Raw genomic sequence first — 23,859 nt, 5'->3', positions numbered from 1 at the left:
GCGCTAGCTGCAGCGCACGATCGGCTGCGGGTCGTAGACCGTGGTCTGCGTCTCGCGACTGAGCTCGTTGCCCGCCAAGTCGTAGATGACGCGGGTGTCCGAGGTGGTGAAGCCCGGTGTGCCTGACGACGGCACGCAGTTGGAGCCCGGCACGCTCATCGGCTCCGGCGCTGTCTCCGCCCAGCGGCCGCCGTTGATGGAATCGACGGTGACGGTCTTGACACCCATCAGGCTGACGGTCACCTCGCCGCCCCCGACGCTGGTGGCGATGCGCACCGGGTAGGGGCTGTCGTTCCTGAACTGCAGATCGATCGCACCCTCGTACACGGTGGCCTCGCGCCCGGCCGGGTAGCGGGAGATGTAGTACGAGTGCGGGGTGTGCGCCACGTCCGTCATGCCGGCGAAGTACGAGGCGTTGTACAAGGTGGTGGCGAACTGGGAGATACCGCCTCCGACCGCGGTGTCCGCGTGCCCGTCCAGGATGATGCCGGACTCCACGTAGCCCTGCGCGGTGCCGCGCGGGCCGGTGTAGCCGTTGAGGGAAAACGTCTCGCCCGGGTTCACAATCGCCCCGTTGACGGTGCTGGCCACCAACGCAATGTTGGTGCCGGACGCGCCCGAGTAACCGCCGGTGGTGAACGATCCCACCACGTCGTTAAACGTGGCGTTTTCCGCCTGCGCGGTGGTGAACTGCGCCGGCACGTCCTTGTACACCGCATCCCACGCGCGGGGCTTAGAGCCCAGCACGCGTTCGCTGAAGCCGTCCATGGTCGCGTCCCAGTCCACCACGGAGCCGTCCACAGACGGCTCAACCCCGCCGCCTTCGAGCACCCGGGCGTTCTGGCCCTCCACCTCAGTCTGCACGAGCTGCTCGCCCAGGATGGCGCGGGCGGCGTCCTGGTTCACGCTCGGCGCGATGCGGCCGTCCACCACGGGGAACTGCACGATCTCCCCGAGGCGGTCCTGCGGCACCGCGGCCGCGAACTCATCCTTGCCGGTGACGGTGACCGGGCCGTCCAGGGCCGCCCGGACGGGCCCGTCGAGCGCGGCCCGCATCGCGGCCTCGTCGACGGCGGGCTGCACCTGCGTCGGCTCGACCTCCACGCCGTCCGGGTTGAGCCAGCCGGTGGTGACCTCGTCGCGCAGCGCGGTGCGCTCCACGTCCTGGCCAGGCTTCGGGTCTTGCGTTTCAGCCTTTCCGCCTTCGATGCGGATGACGCCGTCGGCGGGGTCCACGTGCAGCTCGCCGACCAGCCGGTCCAGCTGGTGGTTCAGCGCGACGTCGTCCACGGTGGGCACGACGTCCACTTCGCGGGTGGTAAACAGCCTGCGCAGGCGCTCGACCGGGTTGGCGGACGCGATGCCGGCAGCGTCCACGGTCGCGTCGAAGTCGATGCCCAGGCCGGATTGCGCGGGCACGAACTCGGCGCGCTGCTCCCCCGCTCGCACCATGACCGCCTCGTCGGCAGTGCCGCCGAGCTCCGCCTTTAACTTCTCCTTCGCGTCCGCCGGCGCCATCGCGCCGATGTTGACGCCGCCGACGTGCGTGCCGCGGGGCACGTCGCCGCGGTGCATAGCCAAATCGGCCAGGTACAGCGCCAGCACAACCGCGAGGATGCCCAAAAAGGTGCCGAGCGCGATCTTGCTGCCGCGCCCCATCCCGCGTGGCCCGCCAGACGGGGTGCCCGTACGGCCCTTCCTATGCGAGGTTGCCTTCACCGTAGTCACCCGAACAACAGTATCGGAGATGCGCAGCACCGCATACCCTGGCCACGGCTTAATTGCTTAGACGGTCGCCTACACACCTGTGTCGATGAACTGCTGCTGCACTCGTGCGGCCGCCTCATCCACCCGCGCCTCCGGGATGTAGCCGCTGTGCACGCACCACACGACGTGGTCGATGATGCCGGCGACGTCCGCACCAGACGACCACAGTGCCTGGTCTGCACCCGCGCCGATCGCCCTGGCCACGGCGTCGCGGGTTGGCGCGTAATCCAGGATGCCGCGCATGCCCGACAGGTCGTCGGTGACCACGGCGCCCTCGAACGGCACCCCGCCCGGGTAGTCACCGCTGCGCAGCAGGCGGTAGGCCTCCGGATTCATGGAGCTGGGCACCCCGTCGGCACCCAAACCGGGCACGATCATGTGGCCCATCATCACGCTGGCCTGCGGGAACTGCTCGAGCAGCGGGCCGTACGGCTTGAGGTCCAGCGCCTTGAGGTCCCCCAGCGGCGGCGTGAGCGCAAGTTGGTGGTGCGTGTCCCCGGAGGCGCGGCCGTGGCCGGGGAAGTGTTTGAAGGTGGGCGTGACGCCGGCGTCGATCAGGCCCTGGGAAAACAGGCCCGCGATGCGCACGACCTCCTCGGGGTCGCCATTGAAGGAGCGGTCGCCCACGATGTCCAGCGCCGCGACGTCCAAGTCGAGCAAGGGCGCGTAATCCACGTTGATGCCGTGCGCGCGCAGCGAGCGGCCGATGTCGTAGCCGGTCCCGCGGATCACCTCTGGCGGCTGCCCGGCCAGCGCCCGCGGCGGCATGAATTCGCCCAGCACCTGGGTGTGGCGCTGCACGCGCCCGCCCTCGAAGTCGACGGCCACGCTGAACGGCCGGTCGTACTGCTCGCGCAACGCGTTGACGTTGCGGCCGTCTTCTGTCAGCAGCGCCGGGTCCGCCCAGCTCGGGATGATCAGCCCGCCGACGCCCTGGTCCAGCGCGGTGCGCGCCTGGTCGTAGTTGGACACGCCCACCACCATGAGGGAGGCCACCTTCTCCCGCAGGTCGGCCGGCACGCGTTGCTGCGCGGCGGAGAGCGTCGGGGACGCTTGGGTGGGGGTCGGGGTTGTGGTCGCGGTTTGCGTCTCGACGTCCTCACGGTCCACCGCCGCAGTCTCTGGCGCCGGCGATTCCGCTTCGGTGGGTTCTGACGGGGATGAGCACCCGGCGAAGCCGAACGTCGAGAGGCACGCGAGCGTGACCGCTGCCGCGCCTGCCCGAGCCCGCATGTGGTCGCCCCTTTACCGCCGTTTCAAACCTCCGCCACTGTACCTGCTGCTGGTACGCTTCTCCGACATGTCCCACCGAGTGCTCACGTTGCCGGCATCGCTCGCCCGTCGCGCTACCGCGCCCGTTCTGGCCAGCACCGTCGTGGGAGTGGTGCTCGGCGTGGTGGGGGTGCTCGGCATCGCCGCGGTTTCTGGGCAGTCCACGGTGCCGGAGGGCTCGGCCGTGTCGGCGGATGAGGCGGTGCTGGGCGGGCCGGAGTACGGCTCGAGGAAGTAGGCGCTGGTGCGGGCGATGCGCGCGCACATCGGGGGCTGGCTGTTTCTCCTGCTCGTCGTTCTCGCGCAGCCACCCGGCCAGGTCGCGGCGGACACGAAGTTCGACCTGGTTGCGGACCCTTTCCGGTTTCTGCAGCGCGCCACGCGGGCGTACACCGATGAGTTCCCCTTAGGCCAGGTGCAAAACCAGGCCTACGGCTACCTTTTTCCCCAGGGGCCGTTCTTCCTGGCCGGGCACCTGCTGCACGTTCCTGACTGGTTGGTGCAGCGAGCGTGGTGGCTGCTCCTGTTGTGCCTGGCGTACTCCGGCACGCTCACCTTGGCGCGGCGCATCGGTATCCAGGGCACGTTCCCGCAAGTCCTTGCAGCTGGGTGTTACGCGCTGAGCCCGCGCATCCTGACCACACTTACCGCCATCTCATCCGAGGCGTGGCCGGTCGCGCTCGTGCCGTGGACGCTCGTGCCGCTGGTCCGACGCACCCCGTTGGTGGCCCCGGCGGTTGTGGCCGTGGCGTGCATGGGTGCGGTCAACGCCACCGCCACCATCGCCGCCTGTCTGCCCGCGTTCGTCCTGCTTGTGGCCCGGCGCGCCTACGCCGCGGCGGGCAGGTTTGCGCTCGGCGCTGCGGCGGTGTCCGCGTGGTGGATCGGGCCGCTGCTGGTGTTGGGGCGGTACTCGCCGCCGTTCACGGACTTCATCGAGTCCGCCGGCGTGACCACCGCGTGGCTCAACCCGGTGGAGATCCTGCGGGGCACGACCAGCTGGACTCCGTTTGTGGATACCGAGCGCGCTGCCGGCCACCTGCTGGTCGCCGAACCTGCGTTTGTCATCGCCACCTGCCTCGTCGCCGCGGCGGGGCTCGCTGGCCTGGCGCGCCGGGACATGCCGTGGCGCGGGGCCCTGTTTGCGGTGTTCGCGGTGGGGTTTTGGATCCTGGGCTCGGCGCATATGGCGACCTCGCTGTACGACGGCGCTCTCGCCCCGTTCCGCAACCTGCACAAGTTCGACCCCCTGGTCCGCCTGCCGCTTGTCCTCGGCGTGGGGCACCTGGCCGCGACGGCCGCCGCGGTGAACCGGCCGAAGGCGGTGGGCGTGGCCCTTGCCGCGGCGGTGGCGGTGGCGCCGGCGTGGTCGCTGCGCCTGCTGCCGGAGGGCACGTGGCACGAGGTCTCCGACGACTGGGTCGCCGCCGGCCAGTGGCTGGATACGCACGCAGCCGGCACCCGCACCCTGGTGGTGCCGCCGGCGTCGTTTGCCCGGCAGACCTGGGGTTGGACGCGCGACGAGCCCATCCAGGCGCTCACCGGTTCCCGCTTCGCGTTCCGGGACGCGGTGCCCCTGGTGGATCCGGAGGCGATTCGCGGGCTCGAGGGGCAGGCGGAGCTCGTCGATAGGCACGCCCTGCGCGCCATCGGCGTGGGCGCTGTGGTGGTGCGGCGCGACCTGGAGCAGCAGCCGCGCACGCCGAACCTGGGTGAGCCGGACGCGAGCTTCGGCGAGGTGGACATCTTCCTGCTCGACCCGGACGCGGACGTGATGGAAACGGACCGCGAACCGGTTGCGGTGGACGGCGGTGGCGAGGTCCTGCCCCTGCTGTGGCGCGAGCTGGGGTATTTCCCGGCGCGCCTGACCGGCGGGGACGCGGATATCGTCACCGACACGCCCGCGCTTGCGGTGCGCAACTACGGCACGATCGACGGCCAGTCCGGCTACCTCGCCTCCGAGGCGGAGGACCCCACGGTGCGCAACCGGGTGAAGGATTACCCCTCGGCGGGCTCCCGCACCGGGGTGGCGATGGACGGGTTCGCCCGCGCGTCGTCGTCGGCCGCGGATGCTGGCGCGTTCGGCGGGCCGGACCCGTCGAAATCGCTCACCGCGGCCTTCGACGGGCTTGATGAAACCGCGTGGTGGCCCGCCCCCGGCGACGCGGACGCGTGGATTGAGTTCCAGTCCCAGCAGGACACCGTCACGGTCGCGGCGACCGCGGACACCACGGTGCGGCTGTGCGACGGCAACCGGCGCTGCCGCACCGTCACCCTCGTGAAAGACCAGCCGCGCAGGCTCACCCGCGGCAACGCCACGCTCCTTCGGCTCACCGAGCCCGTGGGTATCCGGGAGCTCGACGTCGGCGTGCGCCGCGTCGTAGAGGTGGACGGGACCGCGGACCGCTACTTCTTCCAGCGCCACTTCCCCGACAACACCGTGATCCAGCGTCGCTTCACCACCGCCGAGGACGCCACGTGGCACCTCTCCCGCCCCGCCACTATCGACGGCGAGCGCCGCGTGGGCAACGTCTTCCTGCCCGCCGGCACGCACGAGCTGTTCACCCGCGCCGACACCGTGATGCTCTCGCGCGCGCCGCTGCCCAACCACACCGGAGACCGGCTCATTGTGACCACCCGCGCGTTCAACGAGGGCTTGCGTGCCACCCTCGGCGGGACCGAACTCGAGCCCGTGCGTATCGACGCTGGCGCCCAAGCCTTCCGCGTCCCCGAGGGCGCGCACGGCGAGTTCCGGATGCGCTTCGCCGGCGACGGCGCGTACCGCTACTCGCTGATCTTCGGCGGGGCGTTCAGCCTGCTCGTGCTGGCGCTGTGTTTGTGGGTGCCGTGGCGGCGCGAAGACGATGCCCCGTACATTCCGAAGCCCAACGGGAACTGGGCGCCCACCGTCGCGGTCGTCGCCGCGTTTCCCCTCGAGGGCCTCGCCGCCGCGGTACTCGCGTGGGTGGTGCGCCGCTTTACGGTCCTGCCCATGCACCGGGTCGCGGCCGCCACCATGGCGGTCGCCGGCCTCGTGCTCGCGCGCGCCCCGTGGCCGGCGGCCAACTACGCGGGCTCCTCCACCTTCCTCATCGTCGCCGGCTGCTTCGCGGTGGCCTGCCTGACCAGCCGCCCGCCGGGCACCTCCACCAACTCGTAGGACATATACGCCACCGCGGTGCTGGCCAGCGCGGTGGCCGCGAACACCAGCATGAAGCGCCCGGAGAACACCTGCACGCCCAGTACCGGGAACACGAAGTACAGCACCGCCATGTGCCACAGGAACACGGAGTACGACCAGCGTCCCAAAGTGCGCATCACCGGCGACGACAGCACGGTGCCGACGAAACGCTGCCCCAGCGCGTACGGCGCCACCACCAGCGCCGCGAACACCGCGCCAAGCAGCACCCGCACGTTGAACTCCGCGGGCGAGGGGTGCTCCAGGCCGCGCGGGCCGATCACACCCGCCACCCACGCCACCGGCAGCGCCAGCACGGGAAACGGCCAGCGCGGGCCGGCGTAGCGCACCCCGGCGCGCTCCAGCTCCGCCAGCAGCAGCCCGACGGCGAACCACGGCGCGTAAGACGGCGGCCAGATCTGCATGTTCAGCACCGCCGGGTCGGAAATCCCGCTCACCGCCCAGGGCCACGCCAGACCCAGCACCACCGAACCCGCCAGCGCCGCACGGCGCCCCCGCCCGTCCAGCCTGAGGTACAGCGGCAGGACCACATAGAAGGCGGCTTCGATGCACAGCGACCACATCTGCGTCAGCCCGTCGATAAGCGAATGTGGCACGTAGACCTGCACCAGCAGCAGGTTCGCCGCCGCCTGGCCCCACGTGACCCCCGCGAGCGGCGGCAGTGCGAGCAGCACCACCGCCACACACACCACGTACGCCGGCGCGAGGCGGGCCACGCGCCGCGAGTAATACCCGCCGCGCAGCCCGCCGCGCGACAGCAGAAACGCCGACAGCGCGAAGAACACCGCCACGAAGTAGTCGAAGCGCTCCAGCACCGCCGAGCCGGTCGCGGTCTGGAACGCCACGTGCGTGGCCACGATGCCGTACGCGGCCACGGCGCGCAGGCCGTCGAGCTCGGGCAAAATGGCGGGTCTGTTCACGATGGCGCAAGTCTAGCCACCCGGTAGGGTGACACGGGTGAACCTGCGACGCCGACTTGCCACCTGCCTGGGCATCATCGTCGCCTGCGCCGCGCTCAACCTCGCCTCCCCCGTCGTGATAGCCAAGCAGCGCACCCTCACGCCAGGCGAGTACACCGTGCAATTCACGGCGCTTGGCGACGGCGCTTCGCCCCACACCCGCACCGTCACCCTCACCGAGGCCCCCAAGAGCCTGAACGCGGTGGTGACCGTGGACGGCGACGAGGTGGACAGTTTCCCCATCGACCCCTCCACCGCCTTCCCCGCCAAGGGGCGCGCCGGGCTGGGGCCGCTCATGCCCTACCGCCCGGAGCGGCGCACGTACCCGCTGTTCGACCCGGCGACAGGCAACGACGTTGCGCTGGACTACCTCGGGCCGGGCGCCGTGCGCGGGTTGGAGACGTACAAGTACGAGGCGGACATGTCCGACGGGTGCGTCCGCATCGTCGACGCTGAGCGCCACACCGGCCGCATCGTGGACGAGGTCTGGACCTGCGGCGAGGCCCAGTGGGTGCTTGCCGAGGCGACAAAGGCCGCGCAGGTGGAGGCCGCGCGCCGCGACGTGGCGTGGCTGCGCGGGCTGCAGGTGATGGCGGTGGTAACCCGCGCGATTGCCGCCGCAGCTTTCATCGCGGGCCTGGTGTTCTATGCCCGCCGGCGCTAGCCGCTGGTGGGCGCCGGCCTACGGCGCTGCGCTGGTGCTTGCGCTGACCTGGCCGTTTTTCGTCCCCGGCGAGGCGTTCGCGCTGCGCGACATGATGGTGTTCGACGCCATGGCGCTGACCCGCGCCTCGCTGGGCTGGGGCGATCTGCCCGCCCGCAACGTGCCCCAAGATGCGCTGCTGGGCATCCTGCCGTGGCCCGTGCTGTTCGTGCGCGTGTTCATGGTTGCCGCCGCCGCGGGCGCCGCGTGGGCCGGGCACAAGCTGGGGCGCACGCCGTTCGGGCAGGCCGCGGCGATGACCGTGGCGGTGTGGAACCCGTTCGTGGTGGAGCGCCTGTTGCAGGGCCAGTGGTCCCTCGCCGCCGCGGCGTGGCTGCTGCCGTTAGTGGCGCTTGGCGTGCACCCGGTGTCGACGTTTGCGCACTGGCTGGCCTCGCTCACCCCGACCGGGGCGCTGGCGGCGGCGATGTTCGCGCGCGGGTGGCGGGGCGTGGCGGTCGCGGTGCTGACCTGCCTGCCGTGGGTTGTCGCGGGGGTCGCCGCCTCCTCGCCGGGCACCTCGTCGGTGGCTGGGGCAGCCGCCTTCGCGCCGCGCGCGGAGGGGCACGTGGGCACGCTCGGCTCGCTGCTTGGCCTGGGCGGCATCTGGAACGGCCAGGCCGTTCCCCCGTCGCGCGCCGCCGGGTGGGCGCTGTTCGGCATCGCGCTCTTTGCGCTGCTCGCCCTGGGTTGGCGTGCGGTTCCCCGGCGCTGGCTGGTGCTTGCCGGGGTCGGTTTCGCGCTCGCCGTGGCGTCGTGGACGGGGCTGACCGCGCCCATTGTCTCGCACGTTCCCGGCGCGGGCTTGCTTCGCGACGGGCAAAAGTGGCTCATCCTGGCCATCCCCGCCTTCGTCGCTGCCGCTGGCGCGCTTGAGCCCCGACGTGCGCTGGCTGCGGCCGCGTTTGCGGTGCTGCAGGTTCCGGACGCGCCCGTCGCGCTCGCGGCACTTACCCCCACCACGGTGGACGTTCCCGCCGTCGACCACCGGGGCCGCGACGTTGTCTTCGAGTCGCGCCCCACGCTCACCACTATCGACGGCCATCCGGTTGTCGACCCCGCCCCCAAAGCCATGAACGTGGTCGAATCCGGCGCGCTGACCGTGGACGGGGTGCCCGTGGACGCGCCGTCGCCGCGTTGGGTGGCGGCCCAGGCGGCCATCTCCGACCCTGTCCGCCTGCGGGAGCTCGGCATCGGCGTGGTGGTGCGCGCGGACGGCACGGTGATGGAGGCCGGCGCGCCCGCGCGCCCGCTGCCGCCGGCGGGAATTGCCCTGTTCGCCATGTGGTGCGTGGTGCCGCTGATAACATGTGTCCGAGATCACACTCGCATTAAAGGCGCCGACGACCAGTAGGTTTACCTGTTTTAGTTGGCGCTAACCCATTAATGGCGCAAGCCAATCATTGATACCATTGCACGACCGTCACTCGATGTCGTAAGGTGAACGCAAGATGAACAAAAGGTTACGCCCAATGCGTAGCCCCGAGCCGAATGAAGGAGCAGATAGCACTTCTGCAAGGAGGAACACCATGACTAACAACATCGATTTCAGCATCATCCGCGAGCGCGCCCTGCGAAACATCCGCGAGGACCTGCTCACCGAGTTCGCCGGCCAGTTCGACGCCCTCGAGATCAACGACGCGTTCGATGCTGTCCTGCGCACCCACCGCAAGACCGCCAACATCGAGGACTTCATCCCCGTCCTCGTCGAGGCTGAAATGCGCGACCGTTTCCGCGACGGCGAGCTGTTCCCCTCCGCGGCATAAAACCGCATAACGCTTAACGCTCAGCCCTTTTCAGCGGCTGGGCGTTTTGCTATGTTCGAATGAAACTGTCGGTAGCGGAAGACCCGCCGGCACCCAGCGAACGTCAACCCCACGCGCCCGGGGAAATGGACGCACTCATGGCGCCTTGTGGCCGTATCAGGGCTGAAGCGGTTCGATTCCGCTCGCACGCACAACGCATGCGGCCTGCACGACGCACACGGGCACGACCCCCACCACAGGGTTGCACTGAGCACCATTTACTACCGCGACGTTGGGGGTGTCCCGGAGGCATTCGCGAGGGTTGGGAACGGGGACAGAAACGCACAAGGAGGCACAGATGCTGCTCGCAGAAGCGCTAGCGCGACGCGCCGAGGCGCAGGACCGCCTGAACAAGCTGCAGGAACGCCTGGTGCAGGGCGCGATGATCCAGGAGGGCGACTCTCCCATCGAGGACCCGGCAGACATGCTCGAAGAAGCCGCCGCGCTGCTGCAGGAAATTGAGACGCTCGTGCGCCGCATCAACCACACCAATGCGCAGACGGAGTTCGAAGGCGCCACGCTCACAGACGCCATCGCGCGCCGCGACGCGCTGCTGCGCTCCCGCCGCCTCTACGCCGCCGTCGCCGACGCGGGCACCATGACCGGCTCCCGCTACTCCCGCTCCGAGGTGCGCTTCTTGCCCGCCGTGGACGTGAAAGCACTGCGCGACATGGCCGACAGCGCCGCCAAGGCCTACCGCGAGCTGGACACGAAAATCCAGCAGCTCAACTGGACAACACAGCTGCAATAACCCGCGCGAACCTCCGCCCGGTTTCCTCCCAGGAGAACCGCGCCGCCCACGCCCGCGCCGCAGGGGCCATCGCTTCTCGACGCCCAAGGGTCTCCCCCACAACCCGCCCAAACTCCTCACCAGGTTGCACCAGCCTGCCGGTCTCGCGGTCTCGGATGGAGTCGGCCACCCCGCCCGCGGTCGAGTACGCCACGGTGGGCACCCCGTGCTGCGCCGCCTCAATCACCGCAATCCCCCAGCCTTCTTTCCGCGAGGGCAGAAGGTGCACCGCGGCACGCTCCAGCAGGGCGTGCTTGTACGGCTCAGAAACATGCCCGTGAAAGACCACCGTGTCGCCGTACGGGGCCGCATACTCGCGCAGCTCGTCCTCCCACCAGCCGGAACCCACCACGTCGAGCACTGCGCCATCTATCTGCGCCACCGCGTCGATGGCCTCCTCGATGCGCTTATGCGGCACCAGGCGCGACAGGGTGACCAGGTGCACCCTGTGGTCGTCCGGAAGCGTGGGCACCTCCTGCGGCACCGGATCCACGCCGTTTTCCACGATCTCGATGTCGCCTTCGCGCACCCCCAGCGCCACCAGGTCGCGTTTCGAGGCCTCCGAGACCGTCACGTACCGCGCACCCCTGTAGACGCGCGGCGCCACGCGCGACTCCAAAAACCACCCCAGCCGCCCGATCACCGGACCCGCCACCGGCCACTGCTCCTTGTGGCAGTGGTGGGTGAGCAGCACCACGGGTGTGCGGGTGAACAACCGTGCAAAGAACGGGATGCCGTTTTGCGTGTCCACCACCACGTCCGGGCGGTTGCGCCAGATCGACAGCGGCGCGGCCAGGTACACGCCGAACTTGCCGCCGGCACGCTCGTAGCGCACCCCGTCGCGCCGCGTCCGGCGCGCCGCACCGGTGTGTTTCGCGGTGCGGTAGACCACCTCGTGGCCCTGCGCGGCGAGATACTCCCCGACACGCTCGAGGTAGCGCTCGGAGCCGCCGCCCTGCGGGTGGGTTGAATCGCGCCAGCACATAAGCAGTATCTTCATCGCTATGCACCGTACCCGCCGGATGGCCACCCTCCGCCGCACCCTCCGGTTGCTGCGCACGTTTTCCTACGAACAGTTCCGGCCGCGCATCTTCTACTCACTACTTGCCCGCGATACACGCTTGCTTCTCGACGCCATATCGCACGACCTCTCCTTCTCCCCTGCTCCGAGCTTGCGAGGTGCATCGGTGCTCGACGTCGGTGGCGGCCCGGGCTACTTCGCCGACGCGTTCGCGGACTGCTTCTACGTCGGCCTCGAGCCGAGCGTCTCCGAGCTCTCCGCGGCGGGGCTCACCGGCTTCAGCGCGGTGCGCGGCGACGGTGCGGCGCTGCCCTTCGCCACCGACTCCTTCGACGTGGTGTACTCCTCCAACGTCGCCGAGCACATCCCCAATTGGCGGGACATGGGCGACGAGATGATGCGCGTGGCCAAGCCCGGCGGGCTGGTGGTGCTCAGCTACACGGTGTGGCTCGGGCCGTTCGGCGGCCACGAGACAGGGCTATGGCAGCACTACGTGGGCGGGGACTACGCGCGCCGTCGATACGCGAAAGTGCACGGCCGCGACCCCAAGAACGTCTTCGGCGAGAACCTGTTCGCCGTCTCTGCCCGCGAGGGCCTGGAGTGGGCCGAGTCGACCGGGCAACTCGCCGCCGCCTTCCCGCGCTACCACCCGCGGTGGGCGTGGTGGGTCACGCGGGTGCCGGTGCTCCGCGAGTTTGCGGTGTCCAACCTCGTGCTTGTCCTGCGGAAGAGTTAGCACCGCAGTTTCAACGCCAGGGTTCGTTGCACTCGGTCAAGCCGCAGATCTCACCCAGACGTGCCGCGTGATCCACATAAAGGATTTGCTCCTGGTGGCTCACACGATTACGAAGTTTGGAAAAGGCATTCAAGCTGTGTCCGACAGCGTAGGCAGCTTCAACCTCTAGAGGGACCGTAAAGCTACGAGCAACAACATCAGCCTCGTAGGCTTGAATACGAGCACCGCTAAGACTCATCACGAGTTCCCCCGCCATACCGGCGAGAATAGCGAAAGGCCTGCCATACGGCAGGCCTTAAGCTTTATTAACAACAGATCCTGTCTGAAGTTTTCCAGGTGTGATGGTAGAGCACCACCGCAGTCCTCCGCAAGCGCTTACTTCGCCGCGGCGTGGATGCGCTCGTCGAGCTGCTTCAGCTGGTCGAAGATCTCCTGCGGCACCCGGGGGCCAAGACCCTCAAGGTAGCGGCGGGAGTCCGCGACGTCTTCCTTCCACAGCTCCGGTTCGGCGGTGAGCGCCTCGCGCACGTCCTCGATCGGGGTGTCTAGGCCGGTCAGGTCTAGATCCTCCGCGCGGGCGGTGTGGCCGACAACAGTGTCGTCGGCGCCGACCTTGCCCTCGATGCGGTCCACGACCCACTTGAGCACGCGGGAGTTGTCGCCGAAGCCCGGCCACAGGAAGCGGTCGTCGTCGCCGCGGCGGAACCAGTTGACCAGGAAGATCTCTGGCATGCGGTCGCCACCCTTGGCGCCCATGTCCAGCCAGTGCTGGAAGTAGTCGCCCACGTTGTAGCCCATGAACGGCAGCATCGCCATCGGGTCGTGGCGCAGGGAACCGACCTTGGCCTCCACGGACGCCGCGGTCTGGCCGGAAGAGAGCATCGCGCCGATCATGGTGCCGTGCTCCCAGCTGTGGGCCTGAGTCACCAGTGGCACGGTGTCGGGGCGACGGCCGCCGAAGAGGATCGCGTCGATCTTCACGCCCTGCCAGTCGTTGAACTCCGGCGCCGCAGCCGGGCACTGCTCGATGGCCACGCAGTAGCGGGAGTTCGGGTGGGCGGCCTTCGAGGAGGAATCGGGGGTCCAGTCCTCCCCGCGCCAGTCGATCAGGTGGGCGGGCTTCTCGCCGTCCATGCCTTCCCACCACACGTCGCCGTCGTCAGTAAGCGCAACGTTTGTGAACAAGACGTTGCCCGGCTCCATGCTCTGCATGGCAATCGGGTTGGAGGCGTAGTTGGTGCCCGGCGCCACGCCGAAGAAGCCGTTTTCCGGGTTCACGGCGTACAGGCCGTCCTCGCGCAGGTGCATCCAGGCGATGTCGTCGCCCACGACCTCGGCCTTCCAGCCTTCAAGCGTCGGGGTGATCATGGCCAGGTTGGTCTTGCCGCACGCGGACGGGAAGGCGGCCGCGATGTGGTACGCCTTGCCCTCCGGGGAGGTGAGTTTGAGGATGAGCATGTGCTCGGCCATCCAGCCCTCCTCCTTCGCCATCACGGACGCGATGCGCAGCGCGAAGCACTTCTTGGCCAGGATGGCGTTGCCGCCGTAGCCGGAGCCGAAGGACCAGATCTCCTTCGTCTCCGGGAACTGGGAGATGTACTTCGTGTCGTTGCACGGCCACGCCACGTCCTCCTGGCCGGGCTCGAGCGGGGCACCCACGGAGTGGAGGCAGTGCACGAAGTTGTCGCCTTCGATCTTCTCCAACGCCTGGGTGCCCATTCGAGTCATGATGCGCATGGAGAGCACGACGTAGGCGGAGTCCGTCAACTGCACGCCCAGCTTCGGGTTCGGGTCAGCGATCGGACCCATGCAGAACGGCACCACGTACATGGTGCGCCCGCGCATGGAGCCCTTGAAGTGCTCCAGCATCTCCTCTTTCAGCGCGGCGGGCTTCATCCAGTTGTTGGTCGGGCCCGCGTCCTCTTCGTTCTCGGTGGAGATGAAGGTGCGGGACTCCACGCGTGCGACGTCGGAGGGGTGGGAACGCGCGAGGAACGAGTTGGGGCGCTTGTCCTCGTTGAGCTTGATCAGCGTGCCGGCGTCCACGAGCTCGGCGGTGAGGCGGTCCCATTCTTCGCGCGAGCCGTCGGCGAAGACCACCTTGTCCGGCTCGAAGAGGTCGACCGCCTCGTTGATCCAAGCAATGAGCTGCTCGTTGTCCGTGGGGTTGTGCCCCTCCAGGCGCGTGATTTCGGCGGTCATCGGTACTCCTTGTTCAACTGGTTATGGCCAGTGCGCGTACGAAATTCATCGTTGTTGTGGTCTCAGAGTATCGAAACGGGCGTTCATCTGGCTAAAAGTTTCCACCGTTTGGGCCCTGCCGGATATAACCAGTATGGCCAAGCATGACCTTTAGCGGGCGCGGGGGTGAGCCCCTACCCCCGGCACCCGTTCTCGCACACCCGCTTGACGACGCCTTCGGGGGTAACGCCCGGCGCTTGCGTTTGCCCAGTTCATGTGGACAATAAACCTGATGAATAATACTGAAAACCAGCGCCCGGGAACGGGCGAATTGCCGGCGGGGCGCCCGCTGCAAACCGAGTTCGACACCGGATTGGACTACCCGCGGCTGGGGTCGGTGACCTTCCGCCGCGGCACGCTCACCGAGAACCAGGAAGCGCTGTTCGACGAGCACTGGCCGCGCCTCGGCCGCGTCCTCGCCGAGGGCTCGGACGAGCGCATCGACATCGACGAGTGGTTCGGCCGCTCCGGCCACCCCACCATTGTGGAGATCGGTTCGGGCACCGGCACCTCTACCGCCGCGATGGCGCCGCTGGAGGCGGACACCAACATCGTCGCCGTGGAGCTGTACAAACCGGGCCTGGCCAAGCTGCTCGGCGCTGTGGTGCGCGGCGGCATCGACAACATCCGCATGGTGCGAGGCGACGGCGTGGAAGTCTTGGCCCGCATGTTCGGGGAGGAATCCCTAGACGGCGTGCGCATCTTCTTCCCGGACCCGTGGCCGAAGGCGCGTCACCACAAGCGCCGCATCATCCAGTCCGGCACGCTGAACCTCATCGCCACCCGCCTGAAGCCCGGCGGGGTGCTGCACGTGGCCACAGACCACGCGGACTACGCGGCGTGGATCGACGAGCTGGTTGGCGTCGAGCCGTCGCTCGAGTACAAGGGCTGGCCGTGGGCGGAGGCACCGCTTCTGACGGACCGCCAAGTCATCACCAAGTTCGAGGGCAAGGGCCTGGGCAAAGACCACGTCATCCGCGAGTACCTCTGGGAGAAGAAGTGATGGACCTGCAAACGCTGACGCACCCGTACACCCCCGGAGCGGCCGCCGGCCCGGAGAGCTACTTGCTGGTTTGGGACGCGCCGAACCTGGACATGGGCCTCGGCGCCATCCTGGGCGGGCGGCCCACTGCCACGCACCGCCCGCGCTTCGACGCCATCGGCCGCTGGCTCATCGACGAAGCCGAGGCCCGTTCGGACGAGCTCGGCCGCGACGTCGAGCCGGAGGCGACGGTCTTCACCAATGTCGCAGCGGCCAGCGCGGACGCGATCCGCCCGTGGGTGGAGGCGCTGCGCAACGTCGGTTTCGCCGTCTTTGCCAAGCCGAAGAGCGACGAGGACTCTGACGTGGACCAGGACATGCTCGCCCACATCGAGCGCCGCCGCGACGAGGGCGTGCTCCAGGGCGTGGTGGTGGCCTCCGCAGACGGGCAGAACTTCCAGGAGCCCCTGCTCGAGCTGGTTCGCGACGGCATCCCGGTCACCGTCCTCGGCTTCCACGAGCACGCCTCGTGGGCTGTGAACTCACCGGACGTGGAGTTCGTGGATCTGGAGGACATCCCCGGCGTGTTCCAGAACCCGCTGCCCCGCGTGAACCTGGACAAGCTGCCGGAGGGCGGCGCCTGGCTGCAGCCGTTCCGCCCGCTGAAATCCCTGCTGCACAACACCCGCGACTAGGAGGCCGTCTGTGTTTTACAAGTGGGGCCATTTCGCCTACCGCCACCGCCGGGTCATTCCGGTGCTGGTAATCGCCCTCATTGTGGCCATGCAGGTGCTGTTCGGCTCCAAGCTGGGCGAGCGCCTCTCCCAGGAGGGCTGGGAAGACCCGGGCGCGGACTCGACCGCCGCCGCGGCGATCGAACAGGAGACGTTCGGCCGCGACAACTCGGGCGATGTGATTGTGCTGGTGTCGTCGCCGGAGGGCGTCGACAGGCAGGAGCTTATCGACGCAGCGAACGCCCACACCACCTCCCTGCGCGAGCAATACCCGGACCAGATCGACCACATCACCAGCTACTTCGAGCGCCCGAACCCGCAGCTAGTCAACGACGACCACACCAAGGCGTTCGCCGCCATCGGGCTCAAGGGCGACGGGGAGCAGACGCTGAAGGACATGCGCACCATCAAGCCCGCGCTCGAGGATATGGAGCTGCCGGGCGCCACCGTGCAGATCGCCGGCGCCACAGCCGTGGCCGACGCGCTGGACGAGGGCATGGCCGGCGACATCGCCCGCGCTGAGAAAGTCGGCCTCATCTTCGTGGCCGTGATCCTGCTGTTCGTCTTCGGCGGCGTGGTGGCCGCAGGCATGCCACTGATCGTGGGCATCCTCTCCATCCTGGGCTCGCTGTCGCTGCTGGCGGTGTTGGCGAAGTACCAGCAGGTGAACATCTTCTCCCAGTCCATCATCACGCTACTCGGGTTGGGCCTGGCCATCGATTACGGCCTGTTCATGGTCTCCCGCTTCCGCGAGGAACTGGACCGCGGCCGCGAGGTGGAGGAGGCCGTGGCGGTGACCACCAACACCGCCGGCAAGACCGTGTTCTTCTCCGCGCTCATGGTGGGCGTGGCGCTGTCCGGGCTGCTGATGTTCCCGCAGGCGTTTTTGAAGTCCGTGGCGTACGGCGCGATGAGCGCGGTGGTGCTCGCCGCCGTGATCTCCGTGGCGGTGCTGCCGGCGCTGTTCGGCATGCTGGGACCGCGCATCGACATGTGGTCGGTCCGTCGTCGCTCCTCGCGTCGCGACGACGAGATAGAGAACAATGCCTGGTACAAGATCCCCCGGTGGGCAATGCGCCACGCCAAGGCCGTCGTGGTCGGTTGCACGGCGCTTTTGCTCCTGCTCACCGTGCCGATCGTGGGCATTTCCTTCGGCGGCATCAACGAGACCTACCTGCCTCCCACCCAGGAAACCCGCCAGGCGCAGGACGAGTTCAACGAGGAGTTCCCCGCCTTCCGCACCGACCCGGTCAAGCTCGTGGTCACCGGCGCCAACAACGAGCAGCTGGTGGACATCGTGGTGCAGGCCCGCCAGGTCGAGGGCCTTGCCGCCCCGTTGAAGCCCGCGCACGCCACGCAGGACGGCACGACGGTGCTCTCGGCGCCGCTGGCGGACAGGACCGAAGGTGCGGACGTCGTCAAGCAGCTGCGCAACATCGACGCCCCCGACGGCGTGCAGACGTACGTGTCCGGCACCCCGGCGATGGAGGTGGAATCCATCGAAGCGCTGCTGAAGCGCCTGCCGTGGATGGCGCTGTACATGGTCATCGCCACATTCCTGCTCATGGCGCTGGTCTTCGGCTCCGTGATCCTGCCAGCTAAGGCCGTGATCATGAACGTCCTCGGCATCGGCGCCACGCTCGGCTTCCTCACCTCCGTGTTTGTCGACGGCATCGGCGCCGGCGCGCTGAACTTCACGCCGGGGCCGCTGATGAGCCCGATTCTGGTGCTGATCATCTCCATCCTCTACGGGCTGTCCACGGACTACGAGGTCTTCCTGGTCTCGCGCATGGTGGAAGCGCGCCAGAACGGCGAAAGCACCGACGAAGCCATCGCCCGCGGCACCGCGCGCACCGGCGGCATCATCACCGCCGCCGCCGCGATCATGATCGTGGTCGCCGCCGCATTCGCGCTCTCCGAGATTGTGATGATGAAGTACATCGCCTACGGCATGATCTTCTCGCTTGCCCTCGACGCCACCCTGATCCGCCTCCTGTTCGTGCCAGCCGTGATGCACCTGCTGCGCGAGGACAACTGGTGGGCGCCGCAGTGGGTCAAGCGCGCCGCGGGTGCGCTGGGCGAGGGCTCGCGCCTGCCCGAGCCCGCCGCGGGAGAGACCCCGATCACCGGCGTGGTCCCCGACATCCAGCCCGGCCGCGCGGGGGTCAGCGTGTCCGAGGACGCCTCCCTGGTGCCGTTCCAGCAACTCATGCGCGACCTGGAAGAGCGCCGCGCCTTGGAGCAGCTGAAGAAGAAGGAACTTGAGCGCTAACTCGCGCCAGTGGCTGCGCTGGCTCGCGCCGGTCGCCCTCTTGGCGGTCGTGCTGGTGGTGCTGCGCGACCAGCTGCCGTTTTTCGGGGAGGCCTGGGGGGCGGTGCGGGCGGCGCAGCTCGGGCCTCTGCTCTGGGCGGTTGCGGCGGCGGTGCTGTCGCTTGTGGCCATGTCCGGGGTCATGCAGATCCTGCTCAACGTGGAAGGCCGCATCGCGGGTGTTGCGGGCACGAACGCGATTGTGTTCGCCTCTAACGCGTGGTCCACGACGGTGCCGGGCGGGCCGGCGATCTCCGCGTGGCTCACGTACCGCGTGCACCGCTCCTGGGGCGCGTCGGTGGGGCTGTGTGGCTGGTTCTTCGTGGTCTCCGGGGCGCTGTCCACGGTGTGGATGGTGCTCATCGGCGTTGTCGCCGTCGCCCTGCTGGGGGCAGAGCTGTCCGTGTGGGCGCTGGCGGCGTCGTTGGCTGCGGCCGCGGCGACGATCGGCGCAGTGTTCTGGGCCACGGGCCACCCCGCCGCGTTGAAGCGGTGGGTGCGGCACGTGCCGGAGAAGGTGCGCGGGCGCCTCGTCGACGTGATCGACCAGGTCGCCGCTATCCGGATCTCGGCTCCGTCGTTTGCCGCGGCCGCGGGGCTGTCGCTCGCGAACCGGCTGCTTGATCTGGCCACGATGATGTGTTCCGTGTGGGCGGTTGCCGGCGCGGATGTGCCGGTTGCGGGCGTGTGCCTGGCGTTCATCATGACCAAACTCGCCGGCTCCGCCCAGATCACCCCCGGGGGCGTGGGCACCGTGGAGCCGGTCGCGGTGGGCATGCTCGTGGCTGGCGGGTTGCCGCTTGCGCAAGCGACCGCGGCGACGGTGGTCTACCGGGCGGTGTCGTTTGCGCTCATCACGGCAATTGGGTGGGTGGTCTACGCCGCGGTGTACGCCGGGCGCGGCTTCATGGTCGGGCGCCCGTCTGCAGGCGACGCCGTCTGAGCTGGCGTGACGTTTTATCTTGCGCGCGGTGCGCAACTTGGGTCTATGGTGGCCCTACATGAGCGTTTCCAGCATGTTTTCCGGTCGCAGCGTGGATTTTGAACGCGTCGTGCCCATTGGCTGGCACGCGCACGAGGAAGGGGTTGCCGCGCTCCTGGACAGCTTTCGGAGGGTGCCGGACGGCCAGCGGGTGCGCCTGGCCAAAAAGACGTCGAACCTCTTTCGCTCCCGCGACGACGGCAGCGCCGGGCTCGACGTGGAGGGCCTGCGTGGCGTCATCGCCGTCGACCCAGTGACGAAAACCGCCGACGTGCAGGGCATGTGCACCTATGAAGACCTCGTCGACGCGACCCTGCCGTACGGCCTCGCGCCGCTGGTGGTGCCGCAGTTGAAAACCATCACACTCGGTGGCGCCGTCTCCGGCATGGGTGTGGAGTCCACCTCCTTCCGCAACGGCCTGCCGCACGAGTCCGTGCTCGAGATGGACGTGCTCGTGGGCACCGGCGACATCGTCACCTGCTCGCGCGAGGACAACGTCGCGCTCTTCCGCGCGTTCCCGAACTCGTACGGCTCACTCGGCTACGCGGTGCGCCTCACCATCGAGCTCGAGGAGGTCGAGCCATTCATCGAACTCCAGCACGTGCGTTACGACGACCTCACGGCTTTCCAGGACGCCCTGGCCGATGCCGCCGCCACCGGCGAGTGGGGCGGACGCGCCCTGCACGGCCTCGACGCCGTCGCGTTCTCCCCCGCCGAGCAGTACATCGTCTGCGCCTTCCAGGTGGGCGAGGCGCCGGGAACCTCCGACTACACGCGCGACGCCGTGTACTACCGCTCGCTGCAGCACCCGTCCGGCGTGCTCCACGACTTTCTCACTATCCGTGACTACATCTGGCGCTGGGACACCGACTGGTTCTGGTGCTCCCGCGCCTTCGGCACCCAGAACCCCAAAGTGCGCACGATCTGGCCGCGCGAGCTGCGCCGCAGCGCGTTCTACTGGAAACTCGTGGGCCTGGACAAGAAGTACGACCTGGAGTACCGGTTCCTGAAGAAGCCGAAGGGCCTGCCGCGCACCGAGCGCGTCGTGCAAGACATTGAGGTGCGCGACACGCAGGTCGCCGTGTTCCTCGACTGGTTTTTCAGGGCCAGCGACATCGAGCCGGTCTGGCTGTGCCCGATCCGGCTGCGCGACGGCGTCGACACGCTCGCTGGCGTCGGGCTCGACGAGGAGGCGCCCTGGCCGCTCTACCCCCTCGAGCCGGCGACAACATGGGTGAACGTCGGCTTCTGGTCCGGCGTCCCGGAGGTGGAGCCGGGGGCCTTCAACAAGGTCATCGAACGAAAGGTCTCGGACCTCGGCGGGCACAAGTCCCTGTACTCGGAGGCGTTCTACGACCGCGCCGAATTCGAGCGCCTCTACGGCGGGGACCTGCCGGAGCGGATGAAGGCCCAGTACGACCCAGACCGGCGCTTCCCGGGCCTGTACGAAAAGACAGTGGAAAACGCGTAGGAGAATGACCATGCAGATGACCGTGGCGGATATCGTCGATACCCTCTTCCCCGCTGGCACCCCGTTCAAGTGGGAAGCCTTCGACGGCTCATCGACGGGCCCGGCGGACGCCAAGCACACCGTGAAGGTAAACAGCCCCGAGGGCCTGTCCTACATTGTCACCCACCCCGGCGACGTCGGCCTCGCCCGCGCCTGGGTCACCGACGGCCTGGCGGTTGAAGGCGCGCACCTGGCGCACCCCTACGACGTCTTCGACGACATGCGCACCCTCTATAACAACTACAAGCGGCCCAACCCGCGTGAACTCGTCCGCATCGCGCGCTCCCTGCGCTCCATGGGCGCACTGCAGATCCAGCCCATCCCGGAGGCGGAGCAGGCCTCCTGGCTCGAGCGCACCATCCGCCAGGGCCTCGCCCCGCACTCGAAGGAACGCGACGCCCAGGTCATCTCGTCCCACTACGACGTGGGCAACGACTTCTACGAGCTGTTCCTCGGCGACTCCATGGCCTACACCTGCGCCTACTACCCCACCCCGGACGCCACGCTCGACGAGGCGCAGGAAAACAAGTTCCGCCTCGTCTTTGAAAAGATGAACCTCAAGCCAGGCGACAAGCACCTCGACGTCGGCTGTGGCTGGGGCTCCATGGTGCGTTACGCCGCCCGCCAGGGCGTGAAGTCCCTCGGCGTCACCCTGTCGAAGGAGCAGGCCGAGTGGGCGCAGGCAAAGATCAAGGAAGAGGGCCTCGAGGACCTCGCGGAGGTGCGCTTCCTGGATTACCGCGACGTCACCGAGACCGGATTCGACGGCATCTCCTCGATCGGCCTGCTCGAGCACATCGGGGTGAAAAACTACGCCTCGTACTTCGAGTTCCTCGCCGGCAAGCTGCGCCCGGGCGGCGTGATGGTCAACCACTGCATCACCTACCCGGACAACCACAAGACACCGCAAGGCGACTTCATCAACCGCTACATCTTCCCGGACGGCGAGCTCACCGGCTCCGGCACGATCATCCGCGAGATGCAGGACCACGGCTTCGAGGTCTTCCACGAGGAGAACATCCGCTTCGACTACATGCGCACGCTGCACGACTGGTGCGAGAACCTCAAGGCCAATTGGGACGAGGCGGTCGCGCTCGTCGGCGAGAACACCGCCAAGCTGTGGGGCATGTACATGGCGGGCTCCGAATGGGGGTTCGAGCACGACGTCGTGGAGCTGCACCAGGTCGTGGGCATCAAGCTTGCTAGCGACGGCTCCCGCGCCGGCACGCCTGAGCGCCGGTGGTGGAACGACTCGGTGTTCTAGAGTGGCTGGCATGCGTAACACCATCTCGAAGCCCTCCGCCATCGCCGCCGACTACGTCGCCATCGCCGCCTTCGCCCTCCTAGCGCGTGCGGCGCACCAGTCCGACGAGATGCCCTTCAATTTCTCCGGCTGGCTGTCCACCCTGTGGCCGTTCGCCCTCGGCGTGACGCTCGGCTGGCTGATCACCCGCGAGAACAAGGGCGGGCTCATCTGGATCATCACCGTGGTCACCGGGCTGGTGATCTGGGGCATCCGCAACGGCGACGTCCCCCACTGGTCCTTCATCGTCGTCGCCACCACCATGAGCGCGCTGCTCATGCTCGGCTGGCGCGGCGTGGCCAAGCTGGTGAAGAAGGGATAGCCGGTTCCCACACACCGGATCTGTGGATGATCCGCCGCGCCATTCGCGTGAGTTATCCACAGGTCGGGCCGGGAGGGATTGACCGGCCAAATTTCGGCCGTAAGTTGACGGCCATGACATCGTTTACTGACCTCGTGGACACCCTGGCTGGCGCCGTCGACGCGCTGGCCGAGTTCGACGACCAGTACGCGATCCGCGCCGGCCTCGACCCCAACCAGGTGTCGGCGTGGGCTGGCGTGCGCGAGGTGTACTTCGGTGCAACCTCCTACACGCGGAAGCAGGCCCGCGCGCTGCAGCTGGCGCGGAGGTTCTCACTGCACCAGCTGGTCCTCATCGAGCGCCGGCTCAAGCGCCTCCCGGTGAACGAGCGCTGGGCGCCACGGCTGGAGCTGCTGCAGGTGAGCGGGAACTACCGCGCGCTCGAGCAGGCGGCGCGCGACTTGCTTCCCGACGATAACCGCACCCCCGAAGACGGCGTCCGGTTCTCAAAGTCGAAGAACGGGAAGCGCAAGTTCTCCGGCTCAGGGGACGAACACGTGCTGGCTGCGCTGGAACAGCGCCTGCGCGATGGTCTGGACACGTCCCGCCCCGCGGGCCCGCAGATGTTCTCCCGGCTGACGGAGATCCTCGAGGGCGACGCAGGGGTACAGGTCCCGGTGCCGCGCCCCATCGTGGCGGTGGCCGCCGAACAGCACGTCGCAATCCTCGCCGACAGCGGCGACGACGTGCTGCTCGGGCTCACCGACGGCACGACCATCACGGGCACGGAGTACGTCGCCGCACTCATGGGCGAGATGTTCCCGTCGGAGGTTGCGCTCGTGCACCCCGAGGCAGGGCCGGTGAACCTGTACAGAACTCAGCGCGTGGCCAACTCGAAACAGCGCGACTTGGCGCGCATTGCCACCCCGATGTGCCCCGTGCCGGGCTGCCGGGTGAGCGCTGACCTGTGCGAATTCCACCACATCCAGGCTTGGTCGCAGGGCGGTGAAACGAACCTGGCCAACCTGGTGCCGCTGTGCAGGTACCACAACCGGGTCAACCACGACGACCCGCGCCACACAAACCGGCGCGGGCGGATCGAGCGCATCCGGGGCAGACCCGTGTGGGTCTCACCCCGCGGGCACCCGGTAGCGAACACCGTCCATCCGTACGGCGTGATGGAACTCCTTTTCCCCTCTGGCTCGGCTCCTAGAAGGTGATGCCCCAGTTGTACAGCGGGTCC

Annotated in this window: 21 protein-coding genes; 15 read left to right on the top strand and 6 right to left on the bottom strand. The window is 68.4% G+C overall.

The features are described 5' to 3' along the window. Nucleotides 1-3 precede the first annotated feature (3 nt). Nucleotides 4-1,659, bottom strand: coding sequence for a VanW family protein (locus tag HF989_RS08100; RefSeq protein WP_168685556.1), 1,656 nt, complete (start codon nt 1,657-1,659; stop codon nt 4-6). A gap of 138 nt (nt 1,660-1,797) precedes the next feature. After that, nucleotides 1,798-3,000, bottom strand: coding sequence for a glycoside hydrolase family 3 N-terminal domain-containing protein (locus HF989_RS08095; RefSeq protein ID WP_168685490.1), 1,203 nt, complete (start codon nt 2,998-3,000; stop codon nt 1,798-1,800). Nucleotides 3,001-3,067: 67 nt separating this feature from the next. Between HF989_RS08095 and HF989_RS08090 the strand changes: the two genes are divergently transcribed. Then, a complete protein-coding gene (locus HF989_RS08090) occupies nt 3,068-3,277 on the top strand; it encodes a DUF2613 family protein (protein WP_038614419.1) in 210 nt (69 codons plus the stop codon). Nucleotides 3,278-3,292: 15 nt separating this feature from the next. Next, nucleotides 3,293-6,199, top strand: coding sequence for an alpha-(1->3)-arabinofuranosyltransferase domain-containing protein (locus HF989_RS08085; RefSeq protein WP_168685488.1), 2,907 nt, complete (start codon nt 3,293-3,295; stop codon nt 6,197-6,199). On the opposite strand, the gene HF989_RS08080 is transcribed toward HF989_RS08085, so the two are convergent. Beyond that, nucleotides 6,106-7,158, bottom strand: a complete 1,053-nt coding sequence (locus HF989_RS08080; RefSeq protein WP_343033576.1) for an acyltransferase family protein — start codon at nt 7,156-7,158, stop codon at nt 6,106-6,108. The two genes, HF989_RS08085 and HF989_RS08080, sit on opposite strands and share 94 nt — an antisense overlap. 37 nt (nt 7,159-7,195) lie before the next feature. On the opposite strand from HF989_RS08080, the gene HF989_RS08075 reads away from it, so the two are divergent. From HF989_RS08075 to HF989_RS08060, 4 genes are all read left to right on the top strand, one after another. Beyond that, entirely contained in the window at nt 7,196-7,861 is a 666-nt protein-coding gene (locus tag HF989_RS08075) for a porin PorA family protein (RefSeq protein ID WP_168685486.1), read from the top strand. Next, nucleotides 7,845-9,254, top strand: coding sequence for an MmpA family trehalose lipid delivery protein (locus HF989_RS08070; RefSeq protein ID WP_168685484.1), 1,410 nt, complete (start codon nt 7,845-7,847; stop codon nt 9,252-9,254). Before HF989_RS08075 ends, HF989_RS08070 begins: the two co-directional genes overlap by 17 nt. A 175-nt stretch (nt 9,255-9,429) precedes the next feature. Beyond that, nucleotides 9,430-9,666, top strand: coding sequence for a three-helix bundle dimerization domain-containing protein (locus HF989_RS08065; RefSeq protein ID WP_168685482.1), 237 nt, complete (start codon nt 9,430-9,432; stop codon nt 9,664-9,666). 337 nt (nt 9,667-10,003) lie between these two features. After that, nucleotides 10,004-10,456: a DIP1984 family protein gene (locus HF989_RS08060; RefSeq protein ID WP_168685480.1), complete on the top strand. Its 453-nt coding sequence runs from the start codon at nt 10,004-10,006 to the stop codon at nt 10,454-10,456. On the opposite strand, the gene HF989_RS08055 is transcribed toward HF989_RS08060, so the two are convergent. Then, nucleotides 10,431-11,495, bottom strand: a complete 1,065-nt coding sequence (locus HF989_RS08055) for a glycosyltransferase family 4 protein (RefSeq protein ID WP_168685478.1) — start codon at nt 11,493-11,495, stop codon at nt 10,431-10,433. The two genes, HF989_RS08060 and HF989_RS08055, sit on opposite strands and share 26 nt — an antisense overlap. 4 nt (nt 11,496-11,499) lie before the next feature. On the opposite strand from HF989_RS08055, the gene HF989_RS08050 reads away from it, so the two are divergent. After that, nucleotides 11,500-12,252, top strand: coding sequence for a class I SAM-dependent methyltransferase (locus HF989_RS08050; RefSeq protein WP_168685476.1), 753 nt, complete (start codon nt 11,500-11,502; stop codon nt 12,250-12,252). A gap of 10 nt (nt 12,253-12,262) precedes the next feature. On the opposite strand, the gene HF989_RS08045 is transcribed toward HF989_RS08050, so the two are convergent. Together HF989_RS08045 and HF989_RS08040 are read right to left on the bottom strand one after the other, a co-directional pair. Next, nucleotides 12,263-12,508: a hypothetical protein gene (locus tag HF989_RS08045; protein WP_168685474.1), complete on the bottom strand. Its 246-nt coding sequence runs from the start codon at nt 12,506-12,508 to the stop codon at nt 12,263-12,265. Between the two features lie 119 nt (nt 12,509-12,627). Continuing rightward, on the bottom strand, nt 12,628-14,454 hold the full coding sequence (locus HF989_RS08040; protein ID WP_168685472.1) for a phosphoenolpyruvate carboxykinase (GTP): 1,827 nt from the start codon (nt 14,452-14,454) through the stop codon (nt 12,628-12,630). Nucleotides 14,455-14,725: 271 nt separating this feature from the next. Here HF989_RS08040 and trmB point away from each other — a divergent pair, with 271 nt between their 5' ends. The 8 genes from trmB (at nt 14,726) to HF989_RS08000 (ending at nt 23,836) form a co-directional block, all read left to right on the top strand. Next, entirely contained in the window at nt 14,726-15,496 is a 771-nt protein-coding gene (trmB, locus tag HF989_RS08035) for a tRNA (guanosine(46)-N7)-methyltransferase TrmB (protein WP_168685470.1), read from the top strand. Then, nucleotides 15,496-16,170: an NYN domain-containing protein gene (locus HF989_RS08030; RefSeq protein WP_210729108.1), complete on the top strand. Its 675-nt coding sequence runs from the start codon at nt 15,496-15,498 to the stop codon at nt 16,168-16,170. Before trmB ends, HF989_RS08030 begins: the two co-directional genes overlap by 1 nt. Before the next feature lie 10 nt (nt 16,171-16,180). Beyond that, nucleotides 16,181-18,481 carry an MMPL family transporter gene (locus HF989_RS08025; RefSeq protein WP_168685467.1) on the top strand — a complete coding sequence of 767 codons (2,301 nt, stop codon included), beginning with the start codon at nt 16,181-16,183 and terminating at the stop codon, nt 18,479-18,481. After that, complete coding sequence (locus HF989_RS08020) at nt 18,471-19,463, top strand: lysylphosphatidylglycerol synthase transmembrane domain-containing protein (protein ID WP_168685465.1); 993 nt, start codon at nt 18,471-18,473, stop codon at nt 19,461-19,463. The genes HF989_RS08025 and HF989_RS08020 overlap by 11 nt, the downstream gene beginning before the upstream one ends. A gap of 58 nt (nt 19,464-19,521) precedes the next feature. Next, nucleotides 19,522-20,973: an FAD-binding oxidoreductase gene (locus HF989_RS08015; RefSeq protein ID WP_168685463.1), complete on the top strand. Its 1,452-nt coding sequence runs from the start codon at nt 19,522-19,524 to the stop codon at nt 20,971-20,973. A gap of 16 nt (nt 20,974-20,989) precedes the next feature. Further along, nucleotides 20,990-22,276 carry an SAM-dependent methyltransferase gene (locus tag HF989_RS08010; protein ID WP_168685552.1) on the top strand — a complete coding sequence of 429 codons (1,287 nt, stop codon included), beginning with the start codon at nt 20,990-20,992 and terminating at the stop codon, nt 22,274-22,276. Between the two features lie 10 nt (nt 22,277-22,286). Continuing rightward, nucleotides 22,287-22,637, top strand: a complete 351-nt coding sequence (locus HF989_RS08005; protein ID WP_210729107.1) for a DUF3054 domain-containing protein — start codon at nt 22,287-22,289, stop codon at nt 22,635-22,637. Nucleotides 22,638-22,750: 113 nt separating this feature from the next. After that, a complete protein-coding gene (locus HF989_RS08000; RefSeq protein WP_168685461.1) occupies nt 22,751-23,836 on the top strand; it encodes an HNH endonuclease in 1,086 nt (361 codons plus the stop codon). Nucleotides 23,837-23,859: the final 23 nt, after the last annotated feature.

This window comes from Corynebacterium mucifaciens (assembly GCF_012396315.1).
Classification (GTDB): Bacteria; Actinomycetota; Actinomycetes; order Mycobacteriales; family Mycobacteriaceae; genus Corynebacterium; species Corynebacterium mucifaciens.
The sequence above is the reverse complement of the archived record's forward strand: the minus strand, read 5'-3'. Positions and strand labels throughout refer to the sequence as shown.

What these genes read in the sequence shown, in the direction of transcription:
- HF989_RS08005 (WP_210729107.1), top strand. Translation starts at nt 22,287, where the DNA reads ATGCGTAACACCATCTCGAAGCCCTCCGCCATCGCCGCCGACTACGTC.
- HF989_RS08030 (WP_210729108.1), top strand. Translation starts at nt 15,496, where the DNA reads ATGGACCTGCAAACGCTGACGCACCCGTACACCCCCGGAGCGGCCGCC.
- HF989_RS08010 (WP_168685552.1), top strand. Translation starts at nt 20,990, where the DNA reads ATGACCGTGGCGGATATCGTCGATACCCTCTTCCCCGCTGGCACCCCG.
- HF989_RS08050 (WP_168685476.1), top strand. Translation starts at nt 11,500, where the DNA reads ATGCACCGTACCCGCCGGATGGCCACCCTCCGCCGCACCCTCCGGTTG.
- HF989_RS08100 (WP_168685556.1), bottom strand. Translation starts at nt 1,659, where the DNA reads ATGGGGCGCGGCAGCAAGATCGCGCTCGGCACCTTTTTGGGCATCCTC.
- HF989_RS08070 (WP_168685484.1), top strand. Translation starts at nt 7,845, where the DNA reads ATGCCCGCCGGCGCTAGCCGCTGGTGGGCGCCGGCCTACGGCGCTGCG.
- HF989_RS08060 (WP_168685480.1), top strand. Translation starts at nt 10,004, where the DNA reads ATGCTGCTCGCAGAAGCGCTAGCGCGACGCGCCGAGGCGCAGGACCGC.
- HF989_RS08045 (WP_168685474.1), bottom strand. Translation starts at nt 12,508, where the DNA reads ATGGCGGGGGAACTCGTGATGAGTCTTAGCGGTGCTCGTATTCAAGCC.
- HF989_RS08085 (WP_168685488.1), top strand. Translation starts at nt 3,293, where the DNA reads ATGCGCGCGCACATCGGGGGCTGGCTGTTTCTCCTGCTCGTCGTTCTC.
- trmB (WP_168685470.1), top strand. Translation starts at nt 14,726, where the DNA reads ATGAATAATACTGAAAACCAGCGCCCGGGAACGGGCGAATTGCCGGCG.
- HF989_RS08000 (WP_168685461.1), top strand. Translation starts at nt 22,751, where the DNA reads ATGACATCGTTTACTGACCTCGTGGACACCCTGGCTGGCGCCGTCGAC.
- HF989_RS08015 (WP_168685463.1), top strand. Translation starts at nt 19,522, where the DNA reads ATGAGCGTTTCCAGCATGTTTTCCGGTCGCAGCGTGGATTTTGAACGC.
- HF989_RS08055 (WP_168685478.1), bottom strand. Translation starts at nt 11,495, where the DNA reads ATGAAGATACTGCTTATGTGCTGGCGCGATTCAACCCACCCGCAGGGC.
- HF989_RS08095 (WP_168685490.1), bottom strand. Translation starts at nt 3,000, where the DNA reads ATGCGGGCTCGGGCAGGCGCGGCAGCGGTCACGCTCGCGTGCCTCTCG.
- HF989_RS08090 (WP_038614419.1), top strand. Translation starts at nt 3,068, where the DNA reads ATGTCCCACCGAGTGCTCACGTTGCCGGCATCGCTCGCCCGTCGCGCT.
- HF989_RS08040 (WP_168685472.1), bottom strand. Translation starts at nt 14,454, where the DNA reads ATGACCGCCGAAATCACGCGCCTGGAGGGGCACAACCCCACGGACAAC.
- HF989_RS08065 (WP_168685482.1), top strand. Translation starts at nt 9,430, where the DNA reads ATGACTAACAACATCGATTTCAGCATCATCCGCGAGCGCGCCCTGCGA.